Genomic DNA, 19,230 nt, shown 5'->3' with positions numbered 1-19,230 from the left:
CCCGTCACCGCGGTTGCGGTGGCGGGGCGCCGTCGCGCGGCCGTCACGCCGGGTGCGGCTGCGGGCCGTGCGGCTCCAGGAACTCAAGCCGGTTGCCCACGGGGTCCTCGGAGTAGAAGCGGCGGTGGCCCGGCAGGTCGTCGTCCCAGACGACCTTGGCGCCGCGCTGTTCCAGCCTGCTCGCGTACGCCTCGATGCCGGTCACGCGCAGGCCCGGGTGGGCTTTGCGGGCGGGCCGGAAGTCCTCCTCGACGCCCAGGTGCAGCTGCACGGGCCCGGCGGCGAACCAGCAGCCGCCGCGGGCGGCGAGGACGGGCGGCTTGGGGATCTCGGTCATGCCGAGGACGTGCGTGTAGTAGGCGCGCAGGTGGTCCTCCGAGCCCGGTGGCGCCGCGAGTTGGACGTGGTCGACTGCGGTCAGCATGCTCAGGGCTCCTTGCGGGCGACGGCGAAGATGCGCCGGAAGGGGAAGACGGTGCCGCGCGGGCCGGGCGGGTAGGCGGCGCGCAGCAGGTCGCGGTACTCGGCGACGAAGGCGTCGGCGGCGTCCTTGTCGTCGCCGAGGGCGGTCAGGACGGGCCGCATGGCGGTGCCCTTGACCCAGTCGAGTACGGGGTCGGGGCCGGACAGCATCTGGTAGTAGGTCGTCTCCCATGTGTCGGCGGCGCAGCCCAGCTCGGTGAAGCGGGCGAGGTATTCGGCAGGTTCGAGGATGTGGACGTAACGGGCGCCGTGCCCGGCCAGGCGGCCCCGCCAGCGCGGGGTGTCGCAGAGTTCGGCGAGGAGGGCGTGGCTGGGGGCGGTGAAGTTGCCGGGGATCTGGAAGGCGAAAGTGCCGCCGGGGCGCAGTCCGTTGATCCAGGCGGCGAAGGAGCCGGGATGGCTGGGGACCCATTGGAGGGCGGCGTTGGAGACGATGAGGTCGTAGGGCTCCTCGGGGAGCCAGTCGGCGATGTCGGCGTGGCGGAAGTCGATGCTGCCACCGCCGGGGGTGGGTCCGGCGTGCTCCTCGGTGGCGCGCAGCAGCATGTCCGGGGAGAGGTCGAAGCCGGTGATGCGGGCCTGGGGCCAGCGGTCGGCGAGGAGGGCGGTGACGTTGCCGGGGCCGCAGCCGAGGTCCGCGATGCGGGCGGCGGGGGTCTCCCCGGACGAGGTCCGGGGGAGGGCGGGGAGTTCGGGTATCCGGCTCAGGAGATCGAGGAAGGGGCGGGTTCGGTGTCCGGCGTGCCGGAGGTACTGCTGGGGGTCCCAGGTGGGCGCGGCGTGGGCGGTGGCGGTGGGGATCCGGGCCGACGCGATATCGGAATGCATGTTCGAGCCTCCCTGCTGGCGGGGCGGGCGGAAGCGGAAGCCGTTCCGGCCCCCTCCATGCCCATCGTCAGCCAAAATATATCTTGATGTCAAGATTCATGGTATCGAGATATCCACTGTCGAGATCCTTGCTTTGAAGAGACTTCACATCGACAGACCCCTTACACTGATCGGCATGGAGGACGAGGTCGACCGATTGGTCGCGGCATGGCGGCGGGAGCGCCCTGACCTCGACGTGGAACCGCTCGAAGTACTGAGCCGCGTCAGCAGGCTGGCCCGGCACCTCGACCGGGCCCGCAGGCTCGCCTTCTCCGAGCACGGCCTGGAGCCCTGGGAGTTCGACGTGCTGACCTCCCTGCGGCGCGCCGGCGCGCCCTACCAGCTCTCCCCCGGCCAGTTGCTGACCCAGACCCTCGTCACCTCCGGCACCATGACCAACCGCATCGACCGGCTCGCCAAGAAGGGCCTCGTCGAGCGGCTGCCCGATCCCAACGACCGGCGGGGCGTCCTCGTCCGCCTGACGCCCGAGGGCCGCGACCGCGCCGACGAGGCGCTCGCCGGCCTGCTGGCCCAGGAACGGGCGATCCTGGCCCAGCTCTCACGGGCCGAGCGCGGCGATCTCGCCGGGCTGCTACGCCAGTTGACCGCTCCGTTCGACAACATCCCCGGCTAGCTCCGCCGGCCGCACCCCGGCCCGCCGGGCCAGCGCCACCGCCGCGAGCGTGGAGTGCACCCCCAGCTTGCCCAGCACGTTCTGCATGTGCGTGCGGACGGTGTGCGGGGACAGGAACAGCCGCGCGGCCACGTCCTTGCGGCCCAGCCCCGCCACCATGCAGCGCAACACCTCGTGTTCGCGCGGCGTGAGGGACTCCACGAGCCGCTCGCTGTCACTGCGGTGCTTGCGCGCGGCCGTCAGCTCGCGCAGCACGCCGGTCAGCAGCGCGGGCGGCAGGTGGGTCTCCTCGCGCAGCACCCCCCGGATGACGGCGAGCAGCCGCGAGAGCGAGCAGTCCTTCGCCACCCAGCCGGAGGCACCCGCCTGCAGGGCGAGCGCCGCCCGGCGCGGATCGTCGCGCTCGGCCAGCACCACGGTGCGCACCCCCGGGTGGGAGGCCCGCACCCCTGCGACCAGCGCGATCCCGTCCGGACCGGGCGCGCCGGGCGCGCCCGGCGGCAGCGGGCCGGAGCCCGCCTCGCGCTGCGCGGGCACGGCACCGGCTGCGGCGCCGAGGTCGGAATCGACCAGCAGGACGTCGAAGCGGCGGCCCTCCGCCACCGCCCGTTCGAGACAGCGCAGCGCGGCGGGACCGCTGCCGGCCGCGGACACGTCCACGTCGGGCTCGGCCGCGAGCGCGGCGGCGAGCGATTCGGCGAAGATGCGGTGATCGTCGACCACGAGAACCCGGATACGAACCACAAAACCCCCAAGGGTCGGGGAACGGACGGACGACTGCGAGTACGGCGCACGGACCGGGTGATCCGCAGCTGCCGCGGCCGCCGCCGAGACACCTCTGCACTACCCCGGACCGGACGCCGTACCCGGCGTGTCTCGACCCCTGAAACAACACCGGCCCCCACCGGTGTCACGCATCAGCGTAGAGCGGGTCTCCCCTCGCGGTTGGCCGAATAGCAGAAGTTTTCCCCGCGATTTTCCGGCTCGAACCTGCCGAACGGGCGTGGCGGTGGCCTGAATTCGATGTCCGGGGGTGGCCCGTAAACGGGCCGGGCCCCCGGAGCGTGCCACGGGCAGGTGCGCGGGGGTCGGTTCACCCGGCGTGTGCACGCCGGGCGCCCGCGCACGGCGCCCGCCCGCGGCGCCGGCCGCCCTGCGCACGCCCCTGGCACAGCGCCCGTACGGGCCGCACGCCCTGCCGGTTGCCCGTACGCACCGCGCCCCCCGCACCGGTGCGGTGCGGGGGGCGCGGTGAGCGGGTGCGGCGCGGGAGGTCAGGAACAGTGGGCGCGGGTGAAGTTCCAGGCGTCCGTGATGATGCCGGTGAGGTCCGCGCGGGTCGGCGTCCAGCCGAGCCTCTCGTGCGCCCGGCGCGCGGAGGCCACGAGGACCGCGGGGTCGCCGGCCCGGCGCGGGGCGACGACCTCCGGGATCTCCTTGCCGGTGACCTTGCGGACGGTCTCGATGACCTCGCGGACCGAGAAGCCGTTGCCGTTGCCGAGGTTGCAGATCAGGTGCTCGCCCGCGGTGGCGGCCCGCAGCGCGGCCAGGTGGGCCTGCGCGAGGTCGGCGACGTGGATGTAGTCGCGTACGCACGTGCCGTCCGCGGTCGGGTAGTCCTCGCCGAACACCGAGATCGACTCGCGCCGGCCCAGGGCGACCTGGAGCACGAGCGGGATCAGGTGGGTCTCGGGGTCGTGGCGCTCGCCGAACTCCCCGTACGCCCCCGCCACGTTGAAGTAGCGCAGCGACACCGCCGCCACCCCGTGCGCCGCGCACTCCCCGGCGATCATGTGGTCGACGGCCAGCTTCGAGGCGCCGTAGGGGTTGGTGGGCTTGGTGACCGAGTCCTCGGTGAGCAGGCCCTCGGTGGGCTCGCCGTAGGTGGCGGCGGTGGAGGAGAAGACGAGGGTGCGCACGCCGGCGGAGCGCATCGCGGCCAGCAGGGCGAGGGTGCCGCCCACGTTGTTGTCCCAGTACTTGCCCGGGTTCACGACGGACTCGCCGACCTGCGAGGAGGCCGCGAAGTGCAAGACGCCGTCGTAGGAGGAGTCGAGGTACTTCTCGGCGTCCTGGATGCGGCCTTCGATGAAGGCGGCGCCGGCGGGGACGCTCGCGCGGAAGCCGGTGGACAGGTCGTCGAGGACGGTGACCTCGTGCCCGGCCTCCAGGAGGTGGGCCGCCACGACACTGCCGACGTATCCGGCGCCGCCGGTGACCATGTACTTGGAAGACGCCGTCTCACTCACTCGCCTACTACCTCTCCGAGGGGGATCGCACGCGCCGTGCGTGCACGTGCCGGTCACTGGCTTACCGGATTCCGGCCCTCCGGGGAAATCGGCGGGCGTCTCACTCCGGCGCGGAGGCCGCCCGCGGCAGGACCACCCGGTCCAGCAGACCGGTCCGGGCGGCCAGGGCGGCCGCCTCCAGCCGTGAGCCGACCCCCAGCTTCATCAGCACCCGCTGGACGTGCGTACGGGCCGTGCTCGGGGCGATCTCCATGCCCGCCGCGATGAGCCGGGTGTCCTCGCCGTCGGCGACCCGCAGCAGGACCTCCACCTCGCGCGGGGTGAGCAGCCGCAGCAGCCGGCTGCCCTCGTCGTCGGGCTGGACGGCGGGGTTCAGCAGCTCGGCGAAGGCCCCCTGGAGCAGCTGCGGGGAGACGGCGACTTCCCCCGCCCGGGCCTTGGCCAGCGCCCGCTCCACCCCTTCGATCCGCTCGTCGTGGCGTACGTAGCCGGACGCCCCCGCGGCGAAGGCGGCCGCGATCCCGCGCGGGCTGGGCACCGGTCCCAGGACGACGACGGCGATCTGTGGGCGCTCCCGCTTGATGCGGACCACCGGTTCGAAGACGCCCGGCTCGGCGGGCGTGGCGGTGCCGAGCAGGCACACCTCCGGGGACCGGCTGATGACCAGCTCGGCGGCGCCCGCGGCCGGTGCGGCCGCCGCGAGCACCCGGTGCCCGCGCAGTTTCAGGGCAGAGGCCAGCGCCTCGGCCAGCAGCCGGTGCTCGTCGACCACCATGACCCGTACGCCCATTGGGCACCCACCCCCGACCCTTCTGCCCCGGCAAGCTACACGCTTGTTCGACGGTGCGCGGCGGATACCGCGCAGAAGCCCCCGGAAGGCGGACCTTCCGGGGGCTCGGGGTGACTGCGCGGCTGACGGCGGGTGACCGCGTGGGCGGCCGGGGATCAGCTTGCGGTGAAGGAGACGAACAGGTACTCCGGGTCGCCCGTGGACGAGTACGGCTTGCGGGCCGTGGTACGGGAGATGAAGAGCTTGCCGTTGTGGTAGCGGTACTCGGAGTACTCGGGGGAGAAGGCGGTCTCGGCGGCCCGGCTGGTCTTCTCGGCCGGGTTCTCCATCAGGACGGTCTCCTTCATCGTCGTGCCGTCGATGCTGACGACCTGGCCGCCCTTGTCGTACGGGGGCTCCTTGTAGGCAATGATGTTCGACCCGTCCATGCGCAGCGGCCACATGGTGTACCGCTCGCCGGCGTCGGCGCGGTCGGTGGTCTGCTTGCCGGTCTCCAGGTCGAAGGAGAGGATCTCGTTGGTGCGGCCGACGGCGGCCTGGCCCTGGTGCTCGTACGAGGGCAGGTAGACCTTGCCGTTGCCGACGACGAAGCCGCTGCACTTCTCGACCTCGGTGGCCCCGCACTTGCCGGCGAAGTTGCCGGAGGCGAGCGAGATGCGCGTCTTCAGTTCGCCCTTGGCGTCGACGACGAACAGGTCGCTGACGCCCGTGGCGTTCTTCGCCGTCTTGCCGACGTCCGCGGCGACGATCAGGGGCTTGGTCGAGATGAGGGAGGCCCACTCGATGCCGGGCGAGAGCTTGTAGGAGGCGGTGGGGGCTCCGGTGGCCGGGTCCAGGCTCTGCGCGTACAGGGTCTGGGCGCTGCCGCGGCCGCACTTGCGGATCACGCCGAGGGCCTCGCCGCCCGCGTAGCCCATGTCGTAGCAGCCTTCGCCGTCGACCTTGGGCGTCCACAGGGGCTTGCCGTCGGCGAGGTTCCAGGCGGCGCCGCCGCTGGTGCCGCCCGCGGCGACGGTCTGGCCGCTGAGGGTGACCTCGTAGTAGGCGGCGGGCTTGTCGCCGGTGGTGGCGCCCTTGGCGTTGCCGGACCAGACGAGCTTGCCGGTGTTCAGGTCGATGACGCCGACCTCGGTGCACGGCGGGTACTTGTTCTCGGGCGTGGCCTGGGCCGGGCGGAAGAGCACCGCCGTCTTGTTGTCGGTGATGTGCTTGGTGGCGCCGCAGAGCTCGCCGGGGAACGGCAGCTCCCACTTCTTGCCGCCGTCGACGACGTTGTAGCCGACGACCTTGGCCACGTCGGACTTGATGTAGGTCGTGTCGGTGAGCCAGGAGCCCGCGACGCCGACGACGTCTTCCGGCGTCGGGTTGGGCTGGTTGAACAGCGTCTTCGACTTGGGGTTGGAGGGGACCTTCTCCGACCCGGGCGTGCCGCCGACCGGCTTGTCACCGCCGGTGCCGCCGCCGTTGGCGCTGGGCCGGGTGCCGCCGCCGTCGTCGCCGGAGACGTACCAGAACCCGCCGGCGATGATCAGGACGATGGCCAGGAGGGCCGCGCCGACGATCAACAGCTGGGTGCGCTTGTCGTTGCCGCCGCCCGTGGCGCCCGCGGGTGCGGCGGGCTGGGGGACGTACGTCGGCGCCTGCTGCTGGGGCGGGTAGGCGTAGCCCTGCTGGGGGTATCCGTACGCCGGCTGCCCGGGCGGGCCCGCGGGCGGCGCGGCCGGTACGGTCGGCGGCTCGGCCGGCGGCTGCGGGGGCCCCGGCGGTACGGGCGGCACCGGCGGCGGCGCGCCGAAGCCGCCGGGCGTGGGGGTCCCCCCGGCGTTGGCTGGGGGAGGATCCTGCGGTGCTCCGAAGCCGCCGGCGGGCGGCTGGGGCGGGGGCGGCGGGGTACTCATGGGTTGCTAAGCCTCTCGGTGGGCGGCTCGTTGGACGCGTTCACTTGCCGAAGACCATCAGGAGCTTCTCGTCCTTGCCCTTGGCGAGCAGGCGGGAGGCGGAGATGTACAGCCGGCCGCCCACGTAGTCGACCTTCGGGGCGTAGAAGGAGCTCTCGATCGGCGCGGCGGCGCCCGACGGGTTGCGCAGCAGCGCGGTGGGCTGCCCGCCGGCGGCGGGGATCGAGACGACCTCGCCGCCCTGGTCCTGCTCGGCGTGGCGGTAGGCGATCAGCTGCCCGTTCGCGGCGCCCAGCGGGGTGAGGGTGCGCTTGTCCCCGGCGGGGGTGCGCCACTTGACCTTGCCGGTGCCCAGGTCGAAGGCGACGATCTCGTTGGCCTTGCCGGGCTCCGCGACGGTCGGCAGGTAGAGGGTGTTCGCGTCGACGGCGGTGGTGGAGCAGACCTCGACGGACCGGAAGAGGCCGCCGCTGCAGTTGGTGGCGAAGCTGCCTTCGCCGCTGACGGTGGTGCGCTGCTTGCCGTCGGGTCCGAGGACCACGATGGAGCGTTCCTTCTTGTCCTCGTTGCCGACGTCGAGGACGAGCGGGTCCAGCGAGTAGACGGCGGTGACCTTGTACTTGGCGGGGAGCCGGTAGGTCCAGGTCTTCTTGCCGGTGACCGGGTCGGCGTCGGAGACCTCGGCGGTCATGTCGTCGTCGTAGCAGGTGGAGATGGCGATCATCTTGCCGCTGTGGGCGACGTAGGAGTCGGGCTTGCAGCCCTCGGCCGTGGCGCTGCCGAACAGCTTGTCGCCGGTGCTGACCTTGAAGGCGCTGGCCGTGCCGCTGCGGCTGACGGCGACGGTGTCGCCGGTGATGCCGAGGCTGGGGCTGGTCATGATGTCGAAGAGGCCCTCCTTGGGCACCTCCTTCGTCCAGCCCTCCTTGCCGGACTTGAGGTCGACCTGCCGCATCTGGTTGCAGCTGGCGCTGTCGCCTTCGCCGTCCTTGAACATGACGACGGTCTTGGCTTCGGCGGTGGTCTGGCGGGTGACGGCGCAGATCGGCGTGGGGAAGGCGAGCGTCCACTTCTCCTTGCCGTCGGTGGAGCCGTAGGCGGTGAGGTTCTTCCAGACGCTCTTGACGACGGTGTCGCCGACGACCCACTGGCCTTCGGAGTCCACGCCCAGGCCGGGGCCGTCGACCTTGGCGGTCTTCAGCCACAGGACCTTGTCCTCGCCCTGCTTGCGGCCGGCGTTGAGGTCCTCGTCGTCCTTCGAGCCGTTGCCGCTGCCGTCGCCGGTGTCGGCGGAGTTGGACGGCTTGTCATCGGGGCCCGGACTCTGCGCTACGGGCTTCTTCGGGTCCTTGTCGTCGCCGCCGGCGAAGGCGGCGTACGCGCCTGCGCCGAGGACGAGCACGCCGGCGACGGCCGCGGCGATGATGACGGTCATCCGCTTCTTCGGCGGCATGCCCTGGCCCTGCGGGGCCCCGGGCGGCGGATAGCCGTAGCCCGCCGGGGGTGCGGCCGGCTGGGGCCCCCAAGCAGGCTGGTGCATGGGCTGGGTGGGGGGCTGCTGGGCGTACGGGTTCTCGCCCTGCGGCGGGTGGCCGTAGCCGGGCGCGGACTGCGGCGGGCCGGGCAGGTGACCGTAACCGGACGGCGGGGGCGGCTGGTTCGGCGGCTGGGGCGGCTCGGTCATCAGCGCATACCTTCGGCGTCGGGTGATCGTGGAGGATCACCTTTGTATCACTGACGCCGTCCATACATCGGGCCGGTCCTGCCCCTGTTCCCAAGGGAGGACCGGCCCGTGACAACGCTGTTATCGGCCGGCGGGCTACGCCTCCTCGGCCAGCTCCAGCCAGCGCATCTCCAACTCGTCCCGCTCCGAGATGAGTTCGCGCAGCTCCGCGTCGAGCTTGGCGACCTTGTCGAAGTCGGTGGCGTGCTCGGCGATCTGGGCGTGCAGATTGCTCTCGCGGTCCGACATCTTGTTGAGCTGCCGCTCGATCTTCGCCAGTTCCTTCTTCGCGAGGCGGGAGTCCCCGGAGGCCGTCGACTTGGGGGCGGCGGGGGCCGGTGCCGGGGCGGCCGCCTCGATCATCTTCCGGCGGCGCTCCAGGTACTCGTCGAGCCCGCGCGGCAGCATCCGCAGCGTGGCGTCGCCGAGCAGGGCCATCACCGTGTCGGTGGTGCGCTCGATGAAGAACCGGTCGTGGGAGATCACGATCATCGAGCCGGGCCAGCCGTCGAGGAGGTCCTCCAGCTGGGTGAGGGTCTCGATGTCGAGGTCGTTGGTGGGCTCGTCGAGGAACAGGACGTTGGGCTCGTCCATCAGCAGCCGCAGGATCTGCAGGCGGCGGCGCTCACCGCCGGAGAGGTCGCCGACGGGCGTCCACTGCTTCTCCTTGGTGAAGCCGAACTGCTCGCACAGCTGACCGGCGGTCATCTCGCGGCCCTTGCCGAGGTCGACCCGGTCGCGTACGCGCTGCACGGCCTCCAGGACGCGCAGGGACGGGTCGAGTTCGCCGACCTCCTGGGAGAGGTAGGCGAGCTTGACGGTCTTGCCGACGGTGACGGTGCCCGCGACGGGCTGTACGTCGCCCTGGGTGCGGGCGGCTTCGGCCAGCGCGCGCAGCAGGGAGGTCTTGCCGGCGCCGTTGACGCCGACGAGGCCGACGCGGTCACCGGGGCCGAGGTGCCAGGTGAGCTGCTTGAGCAGGATCTTCGGGCCGGCCTGGACGGTGACGTTCTCCAGGTCGAACACGGTCTTGCCGAGGCGGGCGTTGGCGAAGCGCATCAGCTCGGACTTGTCGCGCGGCGGCGGCACGTCGGCGATGAGCTCGTTGGCGGCCTCGATGCGGTAGCGGGGCTTGGAGGTGCGGGCGGGGGCGCCGCGGCGCAGCCAGGCCAGCTCCTTGCGCATCAGGTTCTGCCGCTTGGTCTCCTCGGTGGCGGCGATCCGCTCGCGTTCGGCGCGGGCGAAGACGTAGTCGCTGTAGCCGCCTTCGTACTCGTAGACGGAGCCGCGCTGGACGTCCCACATGCGGGTGCAGACCTGGTCGAGGAACCAGCGGTCGTGGGTGACGCACACGAGCGCGGAGCGCCGCTCCTGCAGGTGGCGGGCGAGCCAGGCGATGCCCTCGACGTCGAGGTGGTTGGTGGGCTCGTCGAGGACGAGCAGGTCCTGGTCGGCGATGAGCAGCTTGGCGAGGGCGATGCGGCGGCGTTCGCCGCCGGAGAGCGGGCCGATGACGGTGTCGAGGCCCTGCGCGAAGCCGGGCAGGTCGAGGCCGCCGAAGAGGCCGGTCAGGATGTCGCGGATCCTGGCGTTGCCGGCCCACTCGTGGTCGGCCATGTCCCGGATCATCTCGTGGCGGATGGTCGCCGCGGGGTCGAGGGAGTCGTGCTGGGTGAGGACGCCCATGCGCAGGCCGCCGCTCTGGGTGACCCGGCCGGTGTCGGGCTCCTCCAGTTTGGCGAGCATGCGGATCAGGGTGGTCTTGCCGTCGCCGTTGCGGCCCACGACACCGATCCGGTCTCCCTCGGACACGCCGAGGGAGATGCCGTCGAGCAGGGCACGGGTTCCGTACACCTTGCTGACTGCCTCGACATTGACCAGATTGACGGCCATCAGACGCGCTCCAGGTGGGGGTCCCCCCGGTCCGGGCCCGGGGGGAAAATGTGGATCAGCCCCCCAGCCTAACCCTCCGGGCCGGGCCGCAAGGCGCCGCGGGCGGCCGGGCGACGGGGGACGCTAGGGCAGGACCACCGCTCCGGGGGACGGGCTGGTGGCCACCCGGGTGGTGCGGCAGGTGCCGGAGGCTTCGAGGGCCGCCGCCACCTTCAGGGCCGCTTCGGGATCGCGGACCAGGAACGCCGTGGTCGGGCCGGAGCCGGAGACCAGACCCGCCAGGGCGCCCGCCTCGGTGCCCGCGGCCAGGGTCTGCGCCAGCTGCGGGCGCAGCGACAGCGCGGCCGGCTGGAGGTCGTTGGCCAGGGTGGCGGCGAGGGCGTCCGCGTCCCCGGAGGCCAGGGCCGCCAGCAGGGCCGGCGAGGCCTCGGGCGCCGGGACCGGCCGGCCCGCGGCGAGCCGGTCGAACTCCCGGAACACCGCCGGGGTCGACAGGCCGCCATCGGCCACGGCGAACACCCAGTGGAAGGAGCCCGCCTCGACCGGGGTCAGCAGTTCCCCGCGTCCGGTGCCCAGGGCGGCGCCGCCCACCAGGCTGAACGGCACGTCGCTGCCGAGCTCGGCGCAGATGTCCAGGAGGTCCTCGACGGGGGTGTCCAGCCCCCACAGGGTGTCGCAGGCCAGCAGGGCCGCCGCGCCGTCGGCGCTGCCGCCGGCCATGCCGCCGGCGACGGGGATGCTCTTCGCGATGTGCAGGTGGACGTCGGGGGCCAGGCCGGCCCGGGCCGCCAGGAGCTCCGCGGCCCGCGCCGCCAGGTTCGTCCGGTCCAGCGGGACCTGGTCGGCGTCCGGGCCCGTGCAGCCGATGGTGAGGCCGTCGGCCGGCGTGGCGGTCACCTCGTCGTGGAGGGACACGGCGAGGAAGACGTTGGCGAGGTCGTGGAAGCCGTCGGGCCGGGCCGCGCCGACCGCCAGCTGGACGTTGACCTTCGCGGGGACCCGTACGGTCACCCCCGCGGCCGGTGCCGCGCTCACAGCGCCGGCCTTTCGGCGGCGGGCTTGTGCTCGGCGATCGCCGCGAACTCCTCGACGGTGAGGGACTCGCCGCGTGCCTGCGGGGAGATCCCGGCGGCGACGAGCGCCGCCTCGGCGGCCGCCGCGGAGCCGGCCCAGCCGGCCAGGGCCGCCCGCAGCGTCTTGCGGCGCTGCGCGAAGGCCGCGTCGACGACGGCGAAGACCTCCGCCTTCGAGGCGGCCGTCTTGATCGGCTCGGCGCGCCGCACGAGCGAGACGAGACCCGAGTCCACGTTCGGCGCGGGCCAGAACACGTTGCGGCCGATCGACCCGGCCCGCTTCACGTCCGCGTACCAGTTCGCCTTGACCGAGGGCACGCCGTACACCTTGTTCCCGGGCTTGGCGGCCAGCCGGTCGGCGACCTCCGCCTGGACCATGACGAGCGTGCGCTCGATGCTCGGGAACCGGTCCAGCATGGTGAGCAGCACGGGCACGGCCACGTTGTACGGGAGGTTCGCGACGAGTGCCGTGGGCGGCGGCCCGGGCAGTTCCTCCACCAGCATCGCGTCGGAGTGGACCAGTGCGAAGCGGTCCTTGCGCTGCGGCATCCGCGCCTCGATGGTGGCGGGCAGCGCCGCGGCCAGGATGTCGTCGATCTCGACGGCGGTGACCCGGTCCGCGGCCTCCAGGAGGGCGAGCGTCAGCGAGCCGAGCCCCGGCCCGACCTCGACGACGACGTCGTCGGGCCGCACCTCGGCGGTGCGCACGATACGGCGCACCGTGTTGGCGTCGATGACGAAGTTCTGGCCCTTCTGCTTCGTCGGCCGTACGCCGAGTACGGCGGCCAGTTCCCGGATGTCTGCCGGGCCCAGGAGGGCGTCTGAGGTGGTGCTGTCGGGCTGCTGCTCTGCGGTGCTCACCGGTAAAGCCTACGGCCGCAGTGCGGCCAGGGACTCGCCCCCCGCTGTACGTAGAGCTTCTTGGCCCGGTACGTCTGCTCGGCGGCCGATGCGTCCTGGGGGCGGCCGCTGCCGCCGAGGCTCTGCCAGGTGTGTACGTCGAACTGGTACAGCCCGCCGTAGTTGCCGGACGCGTCGGTGGCGGCGGGGCGGCCGCCGGACTCGCACTGGGCCAGCGCCGCCCAGTCCAGGCCGTCCGCGCCGGCGACGGAGGACGGCAGCGGCTTCGTGCCGACCTTGACGAGCTGGGTGACGGGCTCGCGGACGGTCTCCTCGGCGACCTGGCGGGGTTTTTGGCGGACGCCGTTGACGGTGCGCAGGACGTAGGTGACCCGGCGGGCACCGGGGCGGCCGATCCGTTCGACGACTTCGGTCCCGGCGAACAGGCTGTCGTCCTCGACCCTCTCCGTCGCGTACGGGATGCGTTCTTCGCGGACCTCGCGGGTGCCGGTGACGCGCAGGACGGTGACGGTCTGGCCGTCGCGGGGGAAGGAGGCGGGCGGGACGGAGGTGGTGTCCTGGCCGCGGAGGGTGATCCCCGCCTGGGCGAGGGCTTCCTGGACGGTGGCCGCGTTGGTGCGGATGGTGGTCTCCGCGCCGTCGGCCATGAAGGTGATGCTGCGTTCGGTGCGGACGGCGAGGGCGAGGCCGGTGCGGGGGACGGGGGCGGTGCGGGCAGTGGAGAGGTAGGCGCCCTCGACGCGGATCCCGAACTGGCGCAGTGCGCCCTCGACGGTGCGGGCGGTGGTCCACACCTGGCGGCTCTGCCCGTCGAGCGTGAGCTTCAGGGGGCGCCCGTAGTGGACGACGACCTCGTCCCCATCGCCGATGGCGGCGTTGCGGGCGGGGGCGACGAGGTCGTGGGGGCCGACTCCGAGTCCTTCGGCGGCGAGGAGTTCACCGACGTCGTCGGCGAAGGTGTGCAGGGTTCTGGGCTGCCCGTCGACGGTGAGCCGTACGGACTTGTCCGCGGCGACGAAGGCGGTGGTGCCGCCTGCGAGGACGGCGACGACGAGCGCCTGCGGCACGATCCGCCGCCAGTTGTCCCGCCCCGCGACCGCGGCTCCCGGGAGCCCGGCTCCCACGGCCCCGGCGGCTGCGAGCCCCGCTGCTGCGGCCCCGGTTGCTGCCGCGGTGGCCCCCTCACGCCGCCGCCTTCCGGTGCCGGGCTGGTCGGGGGCGGGGTCCCCGCTGCGGCGCCGCCCCGTGCCGGGCCCTGCGGGGGCGCTCCCGTACGCGGCCGGTCCGGCACCGGCGGCGGACTCGGGACCGCGGCGCCGCCCGGTGCCGGGCCCGGCGGGGGCGTACGCCCGGTCCGGCCCGGCGGGGGCTTCGGCCGCCGCCCTGCGGCGCCTGCCGCCGCGCCTCTCGCCGGGGCGGGGCGCCGGCACGCCGGGCTCGGGCTCGGCTCCGCCCTGCGCGGCCCCCGGATCCGCGGGCGGGCCGCCGGCCGGCTCCGGCCAGGGGTACGCGGGGCCGCCCGGCGCGAGCCACCGGGCGGCGGCGGCCGGGCCGGGATCGCCCTCCCGGGCGGGCTCCGACCAGGTCGCCGGCGCCGGCTCCGGGCGAGGGGCGGCTTCGGGCCACGGGCGGCGGGCCTGCGCGGCGGGATCCGGGTCTGGGCCCGGCCAGGGCAGGGCCGGCGCGGGCTCCGGGTCGGGCCACGGGGCCGGCTGCGGCGGTGCTTCGCGGTTCAGGTCCGGCCAGAACAGGCGCGGGTCGGACTCGCGTACGTACACCCCGGTGAAAGGAATCTCGCTCACGACGCTCGCTCCACTGGTCCGGCCCCATCGGTTCGGGCACGGCACCCTAGCGGAGCCTTCGTCACTCACCCAAGTCGACCGGCTACGCAGTGTGGCGAACGGTGGTTCAGTAGCCGAAGGCCCGCGCCGTGTTCGCCGCCAGGGCCGTGGCCATCGCGTCCTCGTCGATCCCGCGGACCGCGGCCATCGCCCGTACCGTCAGCGGAATGAGGTACGGCGCGTTGGGCCGTCCGCGATACGGCGCCGGGGTCAGGTACGGGGCGTCGGTCTCGACGAGCACCAGCTCCAGCGGGGCCACCGCAAGGGCGTCGCGCAGCGGCTGGGCGTTCTTGAAGGTGACGGTGCCCGCGAAGGACAGGTAGTAGCCCGCGGCGGCGCACTCCCGGGCCATGTCGGCGTCGCCCGAGTAGCAGTGGAACACCGTCCGCTCCGGGGCGCCCTCCTCGCGCAGGACGCGCAGGACGTCGGCGTGGGCCTCGCGGTCGTGGATGACCAGCGCCTTGCCCTGCCGCTTGGCGATCTCGATGTGCGCGCGGAAGGACCGCTCCTGCGCGGCCATCCCCTCGGGTCCGGTGCGGAAGTAGTCCAGCCCGGTCTCGCCGACGGCCTTCACGTGGTCCAGCTGCGCGAGGGCCTCGATCTCGGCCAGCGCCTCGTCGAGCGCGGCCTCGCCGCCCCCGGCGCGCGCGCCCTGCCGCGACCAGCCGTCGGGGTCCCCGTGCACGATGCGGGGCGCCTCGTTCGGGTGGAGGGCCACGGCGGCGTGGACGTTCTCGTACGCGGCGGCGGTCTCGGCCGCCCACCGGGAGCCCTTCACGTCGCAGCCGACCTGGACGACCGTGGTCACGCCGACGGAGGCGGCCTTGCGCAGGCCCTCCTCGACGGTGCCGGCCTGCATGTCCAGGTGGGTGTGGGAATCCGCCACCGCCACCCGGAGGGGCTCGGGCAGCGGCGGCGGTGCGTCCTTGGAGGCGTTGCTCATACGGCCGATCTTATGACCGGCCCCCTTGGCCCGCGGTCACCGGCGGAACAGGGCCGCCAGCCGGGACAGCCAGCCCCTGCGCTCCCCGATGTCGGCGTTCACGGGCACCGGCCCGGGAGCGTCGTGCAGCGGGGCCTTGCGCTGCTTCGGGGCGCGCGGCAGGTTCGCGCCGGCCGGCACGGGCCCTGCGATCCCGGGGGATATGCGGTGGTGGTAGAGCTTGTCGATCGTGCCGAGCACCGACGAGACCTGGCCCTCGCGCATGATCCGCACCACGTGCCCGCCGCAGTTGTGGCAGGTCGGGTTCGACAGCGGGGAGGGCACCCGCTCGCCCTTGACCGTGTAGATGATGAAGGGCTGGCCCTTGCCGTCGACGTGGTGCTCGATCTCGTAGCCCTGCTCCCAGGCGTAACCGCACTTCATGCACGCGAACGAGTACGCCTCGTGCACGGTGTGCACCCCGGGCGCGGTCTGCGCGGTCGGTGCCGTCGGTGCGGTCTGCGCGGTCGGTGCGATTGCGGGGGCCGGGGCGGGTGCCGAGGTGTCTGCGATCTCACTCATGCCAGCTCCTCTTGTTCCACTGGTGCCGTTGCCAGTGGACGCCTCTTCGGGCGGGAGCGCATCAGGCCCTGTCTACTGTTGGACGGACTTTGGGCGACTCATGCCCAAAGCGCCCGGTGCGCGGTCTGAGCTTTGCTTTTCAGGTTAGCTCTTTACCGTCTTACGGCGCCTTTTGTGTCGCATTCTTTGCCGCGACGACCGCGTCGAAGACCTCGCGCTTGGGTACGCCGGCCTCGGCCGCCACCGCCGCGATGGCCTCCTTGCGACGCTCCCCCGCCTCCTCGCGCACCCGCACCCTGCGCACCAGCTCCTCGGCGTCCACGTCGCCCGGTCCGGCCGCGGGGGCGCCCTCGACCACGATGGTGATCTCGCCGCGTACGCCCTCGGCGGCCCAGGCGGCCAGCTCGCCGAGCCCGCCGCGCTTGACCTCCTCGTACGTCTTGGTCAGCTCGCGGCAGACGGCGGCCCGCCGGTCGGCGCCGAAGACCTCGGCCATGGCGGCGAGGGTGTCGTCGAGCCGGTGCGGGGCCTCGAAGTAGACGAGCGTGCGCCGCTCGCCCCCGACCTCGCGCAGCCGGCCGAGGCGCTCGCCCGCCTTGCGCGGCAGGAACCCCTCGAAGCAGAACCGGTCGACGGGCAGCCCGGACAGGGCGAGTGCGGTGAGCACCGCGGACGGCCCGGGGACGGCGGTGACCTTGATGTCCTTCTCCACGGCGGCGGCCACCAGCCGGTAGCCGGGGTCGGAGACCGAGGGCATGCCCGCGTCGGTCACCAGCAGCACCCGCCTGCCGTTCTCCAGTGCCTCGACCAGCTCCGGGGTCCGGGCCGACTCGTTGCCCTCGAAGTACGAGACGACGCGTCCGGTGGTGTGCACGCCGAGCCCCTGGGTCAGCCTGCGCAGGCGCCGGGTGTCCTCGGCGGCGACCACGTCGGCGCGCTCCAGTTCGGCCGCGAGCCTGGGCGGGGCGTCGGCGAGGTCACCGATCGGGGTGCCGGCGAGCACGAGCGTGCCCGTCAGGCCTGCGGCCGGGCCTGCGGGCGTGGCTGCGGTGGCGGGGGTTTCGGGGCGGCGGGGCTGGTCAGTGGTCACCCGCCCATCCTCTCAGCCGTCCCGCCCGGCACGTCATGCGTCCCGTCCGGCGCACACCGGCCCGCCCCGGAGCTGGGGTTCGCACAGGCGCGTTCCCTACGATGACCCGGTGACCAGTACCGCGACGCCGCCGCCCAGCCCCGCGGGGGCCCCGCCCGCCCCCGTGGCGGGGCGCGAAGACCAGCCGTCCACCTGGCTGCGCCGCCTGCGCGCCTTCGGCTACGTGCCCCCCGCCCGGACCGGGCGCGGGGACGTCCGCTCCCGCCTGGTGCCCCCGTACGCCCGGCCCTCCGGCCAGTTGTGGACGGCGCTCGGCATCCACGAGTCGGCGGCGGACGGCTGGCAGCGCTTCCTGGCATGGGCCGGGCCGCTGCTGGTGGCGCTGGTGGCGGGAGTGCTGCGCTTCGTGCACCTGGGCAGCCCGAAGGCGGTGATATTCGACGAGACGTACTACGCCAAGGACGCCTGGGCCACCATCAAGCAGGGCTACGAGGCGAGTTGGCCCAAGGACATCGACAAGTCGATCCTCGCCAACCCGGACGGGGTGGCACTCCCCGTCGACCCCGGCTACGTCGTGCACCCGCCGGTCGGCAAGTGGGTCATCGGACTCGGCGAGTGGATGTTCGGCTTCACGCCGTTCGGGTGGCGCTTCATGACGGCCGTGCTCGGCACCCTGTCGGTGCTGATGCTGTGCCGGATCGGGCGGCGCCTGTTCCGGTCCACCTTCCTGGGCTGCCTGGCGGGCGCGCTGCTGGCGGTGGACGGCCTGCACCTGGTGATGAGCCGGACCGCCCTGCTCGACCTGGTGCTGATGTTCTTCGTACTGGCGGCCTTCGGGGCGCTGCTGATCGACCGGGACCGGGCGCGGGCCCGGCTCGCCGCCGCGCTGCCGGTGGACGAGGAGGGCCGTACCCACCCGGACGTGCGGATCGCGGAGACGCTGCGGCTGGGCCGGCGTCCGTACCGGATCCTGGCGGGGGTGTGTCTGGGCCTGGCCTTCGGCACGAAGTGGAACGGCCTGATCGTCCTGGCCTTCTTCGGGGTGCTGACGGTGCTGTGGGACGCGGCGGCGCGGCGCACCGCGGGCGCGGGCACCCCGTACGCGGCGATGCTGCGCCGGGACGCGCTGCCGGGCTTCCTGTCCACGGTGCCGGTGGCGGTCGCGGTGTACCTGGCGTCGTGGACGGGCTGGATCCTGAGCCCGGACAACGGCAAGGGCGGCTACTTCCGCGACTGGGCCGCCAAGCAGGACCAGCACAGCGCCCTGTCGTTCCTGCCGGAGTGGCTGCGCAGCCTGTGGCACTACGAGACCGAGGTCTACAAGTTCCACGTCGGTCTGACCTCGGGCCACACGTACGACTCGAACCCGTGGAGCTGGCTGGTCCTGGGGCGTCCGGTCTCGTACTTCTACGAGTCCCCCGAGCCCGGCACGGACGGCTGCCCGGCGACGGAGGCGGGCAAGTGCGCCCGCGAGGTGCTGGCCCTGGGAACGCCGCTGCTGTGGTGGGCGGGCTGCTTCGCCCTGCTGTACGTGCTGTGGCGGTGGTTCTTCCGCCGCGACTGGCGGGCGGGCGCGATCGCGTGCGCGCTGGGAGCGGGCCTGCTGCCCTGGTTCAACTACCAGGAGCGGACCATCTTCTTCTTCTACGCGGTGGTCTTCGTCCCGTACCTGTGCCTGGCGGTGGCGATGATGATCGGCGCCCTCCTGGGCCCGTCGGGCTCGACGGAACGCCGCCGCGCCCTGGGCGCGATCGCGGCGGGCGTACTGGTGCTGCTGATCATCTGGAACTTCATCTACTTCTGGCCGATCTACACGGGCCAGACGATCCCGATGGACTCCTGGCGGAACCGCATGTGGCTGGACACCTGGGTCTAGCAGGCAGAACGACGGGCCCGGCACCTCCTGGTGCCGGGCCCGTCGTGGTCGTCAGCGGTGGTCGCTGGCCGTCATGGGCCGCCCCTGACGGCCCACAGACGGCCCCGGCCGCCCCGGGTAGATGACCCTGTCGGCGCCACCGGGCAGCCCGACTTCCGACACTTCAGGCACCACCGCGATGTCACCCCTCACCGGTACCGCCCCCCTACGCCACCGTCGCCGACGGCCGTAAATCCGGGGGAGATGGAAAGCGGACCAACCGTGACCGACCGCCTCCTGATCCGTAGGCGCGGGCCACCGAGGCAAGTCCCTCCCCGGGTCTGGCCAGCCACGTGGCGCGGGCCGTACGAGCAGCGCCATGTTCATGGAGATCCACGGATGTACGGCTACGTTGATGTCAGGATGTCACCCGGCTGATGCGCGGGCGTGGTTTGCCCCCAATGTGCAC

The 19,230-nt window shown here is 73.1% G+C and carries 16 protein-coding genes; 2 read left to right on the top strand and 14 right to left on the bottom strand.

What is annotated here, in order from left to right; all coding sequences use genetic code 11:
• Positions 1 to 43 precede the first annotated feature (43 nt).
• The gene (locus tag AB0B01_RS05445; RefSeq protein ID WP_361713129.1) at positions 44 to 424 is read right to left on the bottom strand and encodes a VOC family protein; all 381 of its coding nucleotides are present in this window, start codon (positions 422 to 424) and stop codon (positions 44 to 46) included.
• A 2-nt stretch (positions 425 to 426) separates the two neighbouring features.
• Positions 427 to 1,311: a trans-aconitate 2-methyltransferase gene (locus AB0B01_RS05440; RefSeq protein WP_361713127.1), complete on the bottom strand. Its 885-nt coding sequence runs from the start codon at positions 1,309 to 1,311 to the stop codon at positions 427 to 429.
• A gap of 175 nt (positions 1,312 to 1,486) precedes the next feature.
• Here AB0B01_RS05440 and AB0B01_RS05435 point away from each other — a divergent pair, with 175 nt between their 5' ends.
• Positions 1,487 to 1,984: a MarR family transcriptional regulator gene (locus tag AB0B01_RS05435; RefSeq protein WP_356853042.1), complete on the top strand. Its 498-nt coding sequence runs from the start codon at positions 1,487 to 1,489 to the stop codon at positions 1,982 to 1,984.
• Here AB0B01_RS05435 and AB0B01_RS05430 read toward each other — a convergent pair.
• The 12 genes from AB0B01_RS05430 to rsmI all read right to left on the bottom strand — a co-directional run bounded on the left by AB0B01_RS05430 (position 1,943) and on the right by rsmI (position 16,834).
• The gene (locus tag AB0B01_RS05430; protein WP_361713125.1) at positions 1,943 to 2,728 is read right to left on the bottom strand and encodes a response regulator transcription factor; all 786 of its coding nucleotides are present in this window, start codon (positions 2,726 to 2,728) and stop codon (positions 1,943 to 1,945) included. The genes AB0B01_RS05435 and AB0B01_RS05430 overlap by 42 nt on opposite strands.
• Positions 2,729 to 3,258: 530 nt before the next feature.
• Positions 3,259 to 4,206 (bottom strand): UDP-glucose 4-epimerase GalE, encoded by a 948-nt coding sequence (galE, locus tag AB0B01_RS05425; protein ID WP_361713157.1) that lies wholly within the window; start codon positions 4,204 to 4,206, stop codon positions 3,259 to 3,261.
• A 127-nt stretch (positions 4,207 to 4,333) separates the two neighbouring features.
• A complete protein-coding gene (locus AB0B01_RS05420) occupies positions 4,334 to 5,023 on the bottom strand; it encodes a LuxR C-terminal-related transcriptional regulator (protein WP_361713123.1) in 690 nt (229 codons plus the stop codon).
• A 155-nt stretch (positions 5,024 to 5,178) separates the two neighbouring features.
• Positions 5,179 to 6,921, bottom strand: coding sequence for a PQQ-binding-like beta-propeller repeat protein (locus tag AB0B01_RS05415; RefSeq protein WP_361713121.1), 1,743 nt, complete (start codon positions 6,919 to 6,921; stop codon positions 5,179 to 5,181).
• 40 nt (positions 6,922 to 6,961) lie between these two features.
• Positions 6,962 to 8,605, bottom strand: a complete 1,644-nt coding sequence (locus AB0B01_RS05410) for a PQQ-binding-like beta-propeller repeat protein (protein ID WP_361713119.1) — start codon at positions 8,603 to 8,605, stop codon at positions 6,962 to 6,964.
• Positions 8,606 to 8,740: 135 nt separating this feature from the next.
• Positions 8,741 to 10,537 carry an ABC-F family ATP-binding cassette domain-containing protein gene (locus AB0B01_RS05405; protein ID WP_361713117.1) on the bottom strand — a complete coding sequence of 599 codons (1,797 nt, stop codon included), beginning with the start codon at positions 10,535 to 10,537 and terminating at the stop codon, positions 8,741 to 8,743.
• Between the two features lie 123 nt (positions 10,538 to 10,660).
• Positions 10,661 to 11,572: a 4-(cytidine 5'-diphospho)-2-C-methyl-D-erythritol kinase gene (locus tag AB0B01_RS05400; RefSeq protein ID WP_361713115.1), complete on the bottom strand. Its 912-nt coding sequence runs from the start codon at positions 11,570 to 11,572 to the stop codon at positions 10,661 to 10,663.
• Positions 11,569 to 12,471, bottom strand: a complete 903-nt coding sequence (gene rsmA, locus AB0B01_RS05395; RefSeq protein ID WP_361713113.1) for a 16S rRNA (adenine(1518)-N(6)/adenine(1519)-N(6))-dimethyltransferase RsmA — start codon at positions 12,469 to 12,471, stop codon at positions 11,569 to 11,571. Before rsmA ends, AB0B01_RS05400 begins: the two co-directional genes overlap by 4 nt.
• The gene (locus tag AB0B01_RS05390; RefSeq protein ID WP_361713111.1) at positions 12,468 to 14,273 is read right to left on the bottom strand and encodes a ubiquitin-like domain-containing protein; all 1,806 of its coding nucleotides are present in this window, start codon (positions 14,271 to 14,273) and stop codon (positions 12,468 to 12,470) included. The genes rsmA and AB0B01_RS05390 overlap by 4 nt, the downstream gene beginning before the upstream one ends.
• Before the next feature lie 106 nt (positions 14,274 to 14,379).
• On the bottom strand, positions 14,380 to 15,255 hold the full coding sequence (locus AB0B01_RS05385; RefSeq protein ID WP_361713109.1) for a TatD family hydrolase: 876 nt from the start codon (positions 15,253 to 15,255) through the stop codon (positions 14,380 to 14,382).
• Between the two features lie 36 nt (positions 15,256 to 15,291).
• Positions 15,292 to 15,678 carry a hypothetical protein gene (locus AB0B01_RS05380; protein ID WP_361713155.1) on the bottom strand — a complete coding sequence of 129 codons (387 nt, stop codon included), beginning with the start codon at positions 15,676 to 15,678 and terminating at the stop codon, positions 15,292 to 15,294.
• Positions 15,679 to 15,976: 298 nt separating this feature from the next.
• Positions 15,977 to 16,834, bottom strand: a complete 858-nt coding sequence (gene rsmI, locus AB0B01_RS05375; protein WP_361713153.1) for a 16S rRNA (cytidine(1402)-2'-O)-methyltransferase — start codon at positions 16,832 to 16,834, stop codon at positions 15,977 to 15,979.
• 235 nt (positions 16,835 to 17,069) lie between these two features.
• Here rsmI and AB0B01_RS05370 point away from each other — a divergent pair, with 235 nt between their 5' ends.
• On the top strand, positions 17,070 to 18,782 hold the full coding sequence (locus AB0B01_RS05370) for a phospholipid carrier-dependent glycosyltransferase (protein ID WP_361713151.1): 1,713 nt from the start codon (positions 17,070 to 17,072) through the stop codon (positions 18,780 to 18,782).
• Positions 18,783 to 19,230 lie beyond the last annotated feature (448 nt).

It is taken from the genome of Streptomyces sp. NPDC044571, from assembly GCF_040647115.1.
Lineage (GTDB): Bacteria > Actinomycetota > Actinomycetes > Streptomycetales > Streptomycetaceae > Streptomyces.
The sequence above is the reverse complement of the archived record's forward strand: the minus strand, read 5'-3'. Positions and strand labels throughout refer to the sequence as shown.

Bases quoted from the DNA above. Each gene is read 5' to 3' on its own strand.
- AB0B01_RS05445 (WP_361713129.1), bottom strand. From the start codon at position 424: ATGCTGACCGCAGTCGACCACGTCCAACTCGCGGCGCCACCGGGCTCG.
- AB0B01_RS05440 (WP_361713127.1), bottom strand. From the start codon at position 1,311: ATGCATTCCGATATCGCGTCGGCCCGGATCCCCACCGCCACCGCCCAC.
- AB0B01_RS05435 (WP_356853042.1), top strand. From the start codon at position 1,487: ATGGAGGACGAGGTCGACCGATTGGTCGCGGCATGGCGGCGGGAGCGC.
- galE (WP_361713157.1), bottom strand. From the start codon at position 4,206: ATGGTCACCGGCGGCGCCGGATACGTCGGCAGTGTCGTGGCGGCCCAC.
- AB0B01_RS05420 (WP_361713123.1), bottom strand. From the start codon at position 5,023: ATGGGCGTACGGGTCATGGTGGTCGACGAGCACCGGCTGCTGGCCGAG.
- AB0B01_RS05415 (WP_361713121.1), bottom strand. From the start codon at position 6,921: ATGAGTACCCCGCCGCCCCCGCCCCAGCCGCCCGCCGGCGGCTTCGGA.
- AB0B01_RS05410 (WP_361713119.1), bottom strand. From the start codon at position 8,605: ATGACCGAGCCGCCCCAGCCGCCGAACCAGCCGCCCCCGCCGTCCGGT.
- AB0B01_RS05405 (WP_361713117.1), bottom strand. From the start codon at position 10,537: ATGGCCGTCAATCTGGTCAATGTCGAGGCAGTCAGCAAGGTGTACGGA.
- AB0B01_RS05385 (WP_361713109.1), bottom strand. From the start codon at position 15,255: ATGAGCAACGCCTCCAAGGACGCACCGCCGCCGCTGCCCGAGCCCCTC.
- AB0B01_RS05380 (WP_361713155.1), bottom strand. From the start codon at position 15,678: ATGAAGTGCGGTTACGCCTGGGAGCAGGGCTACGAGATCGAGCACCAC.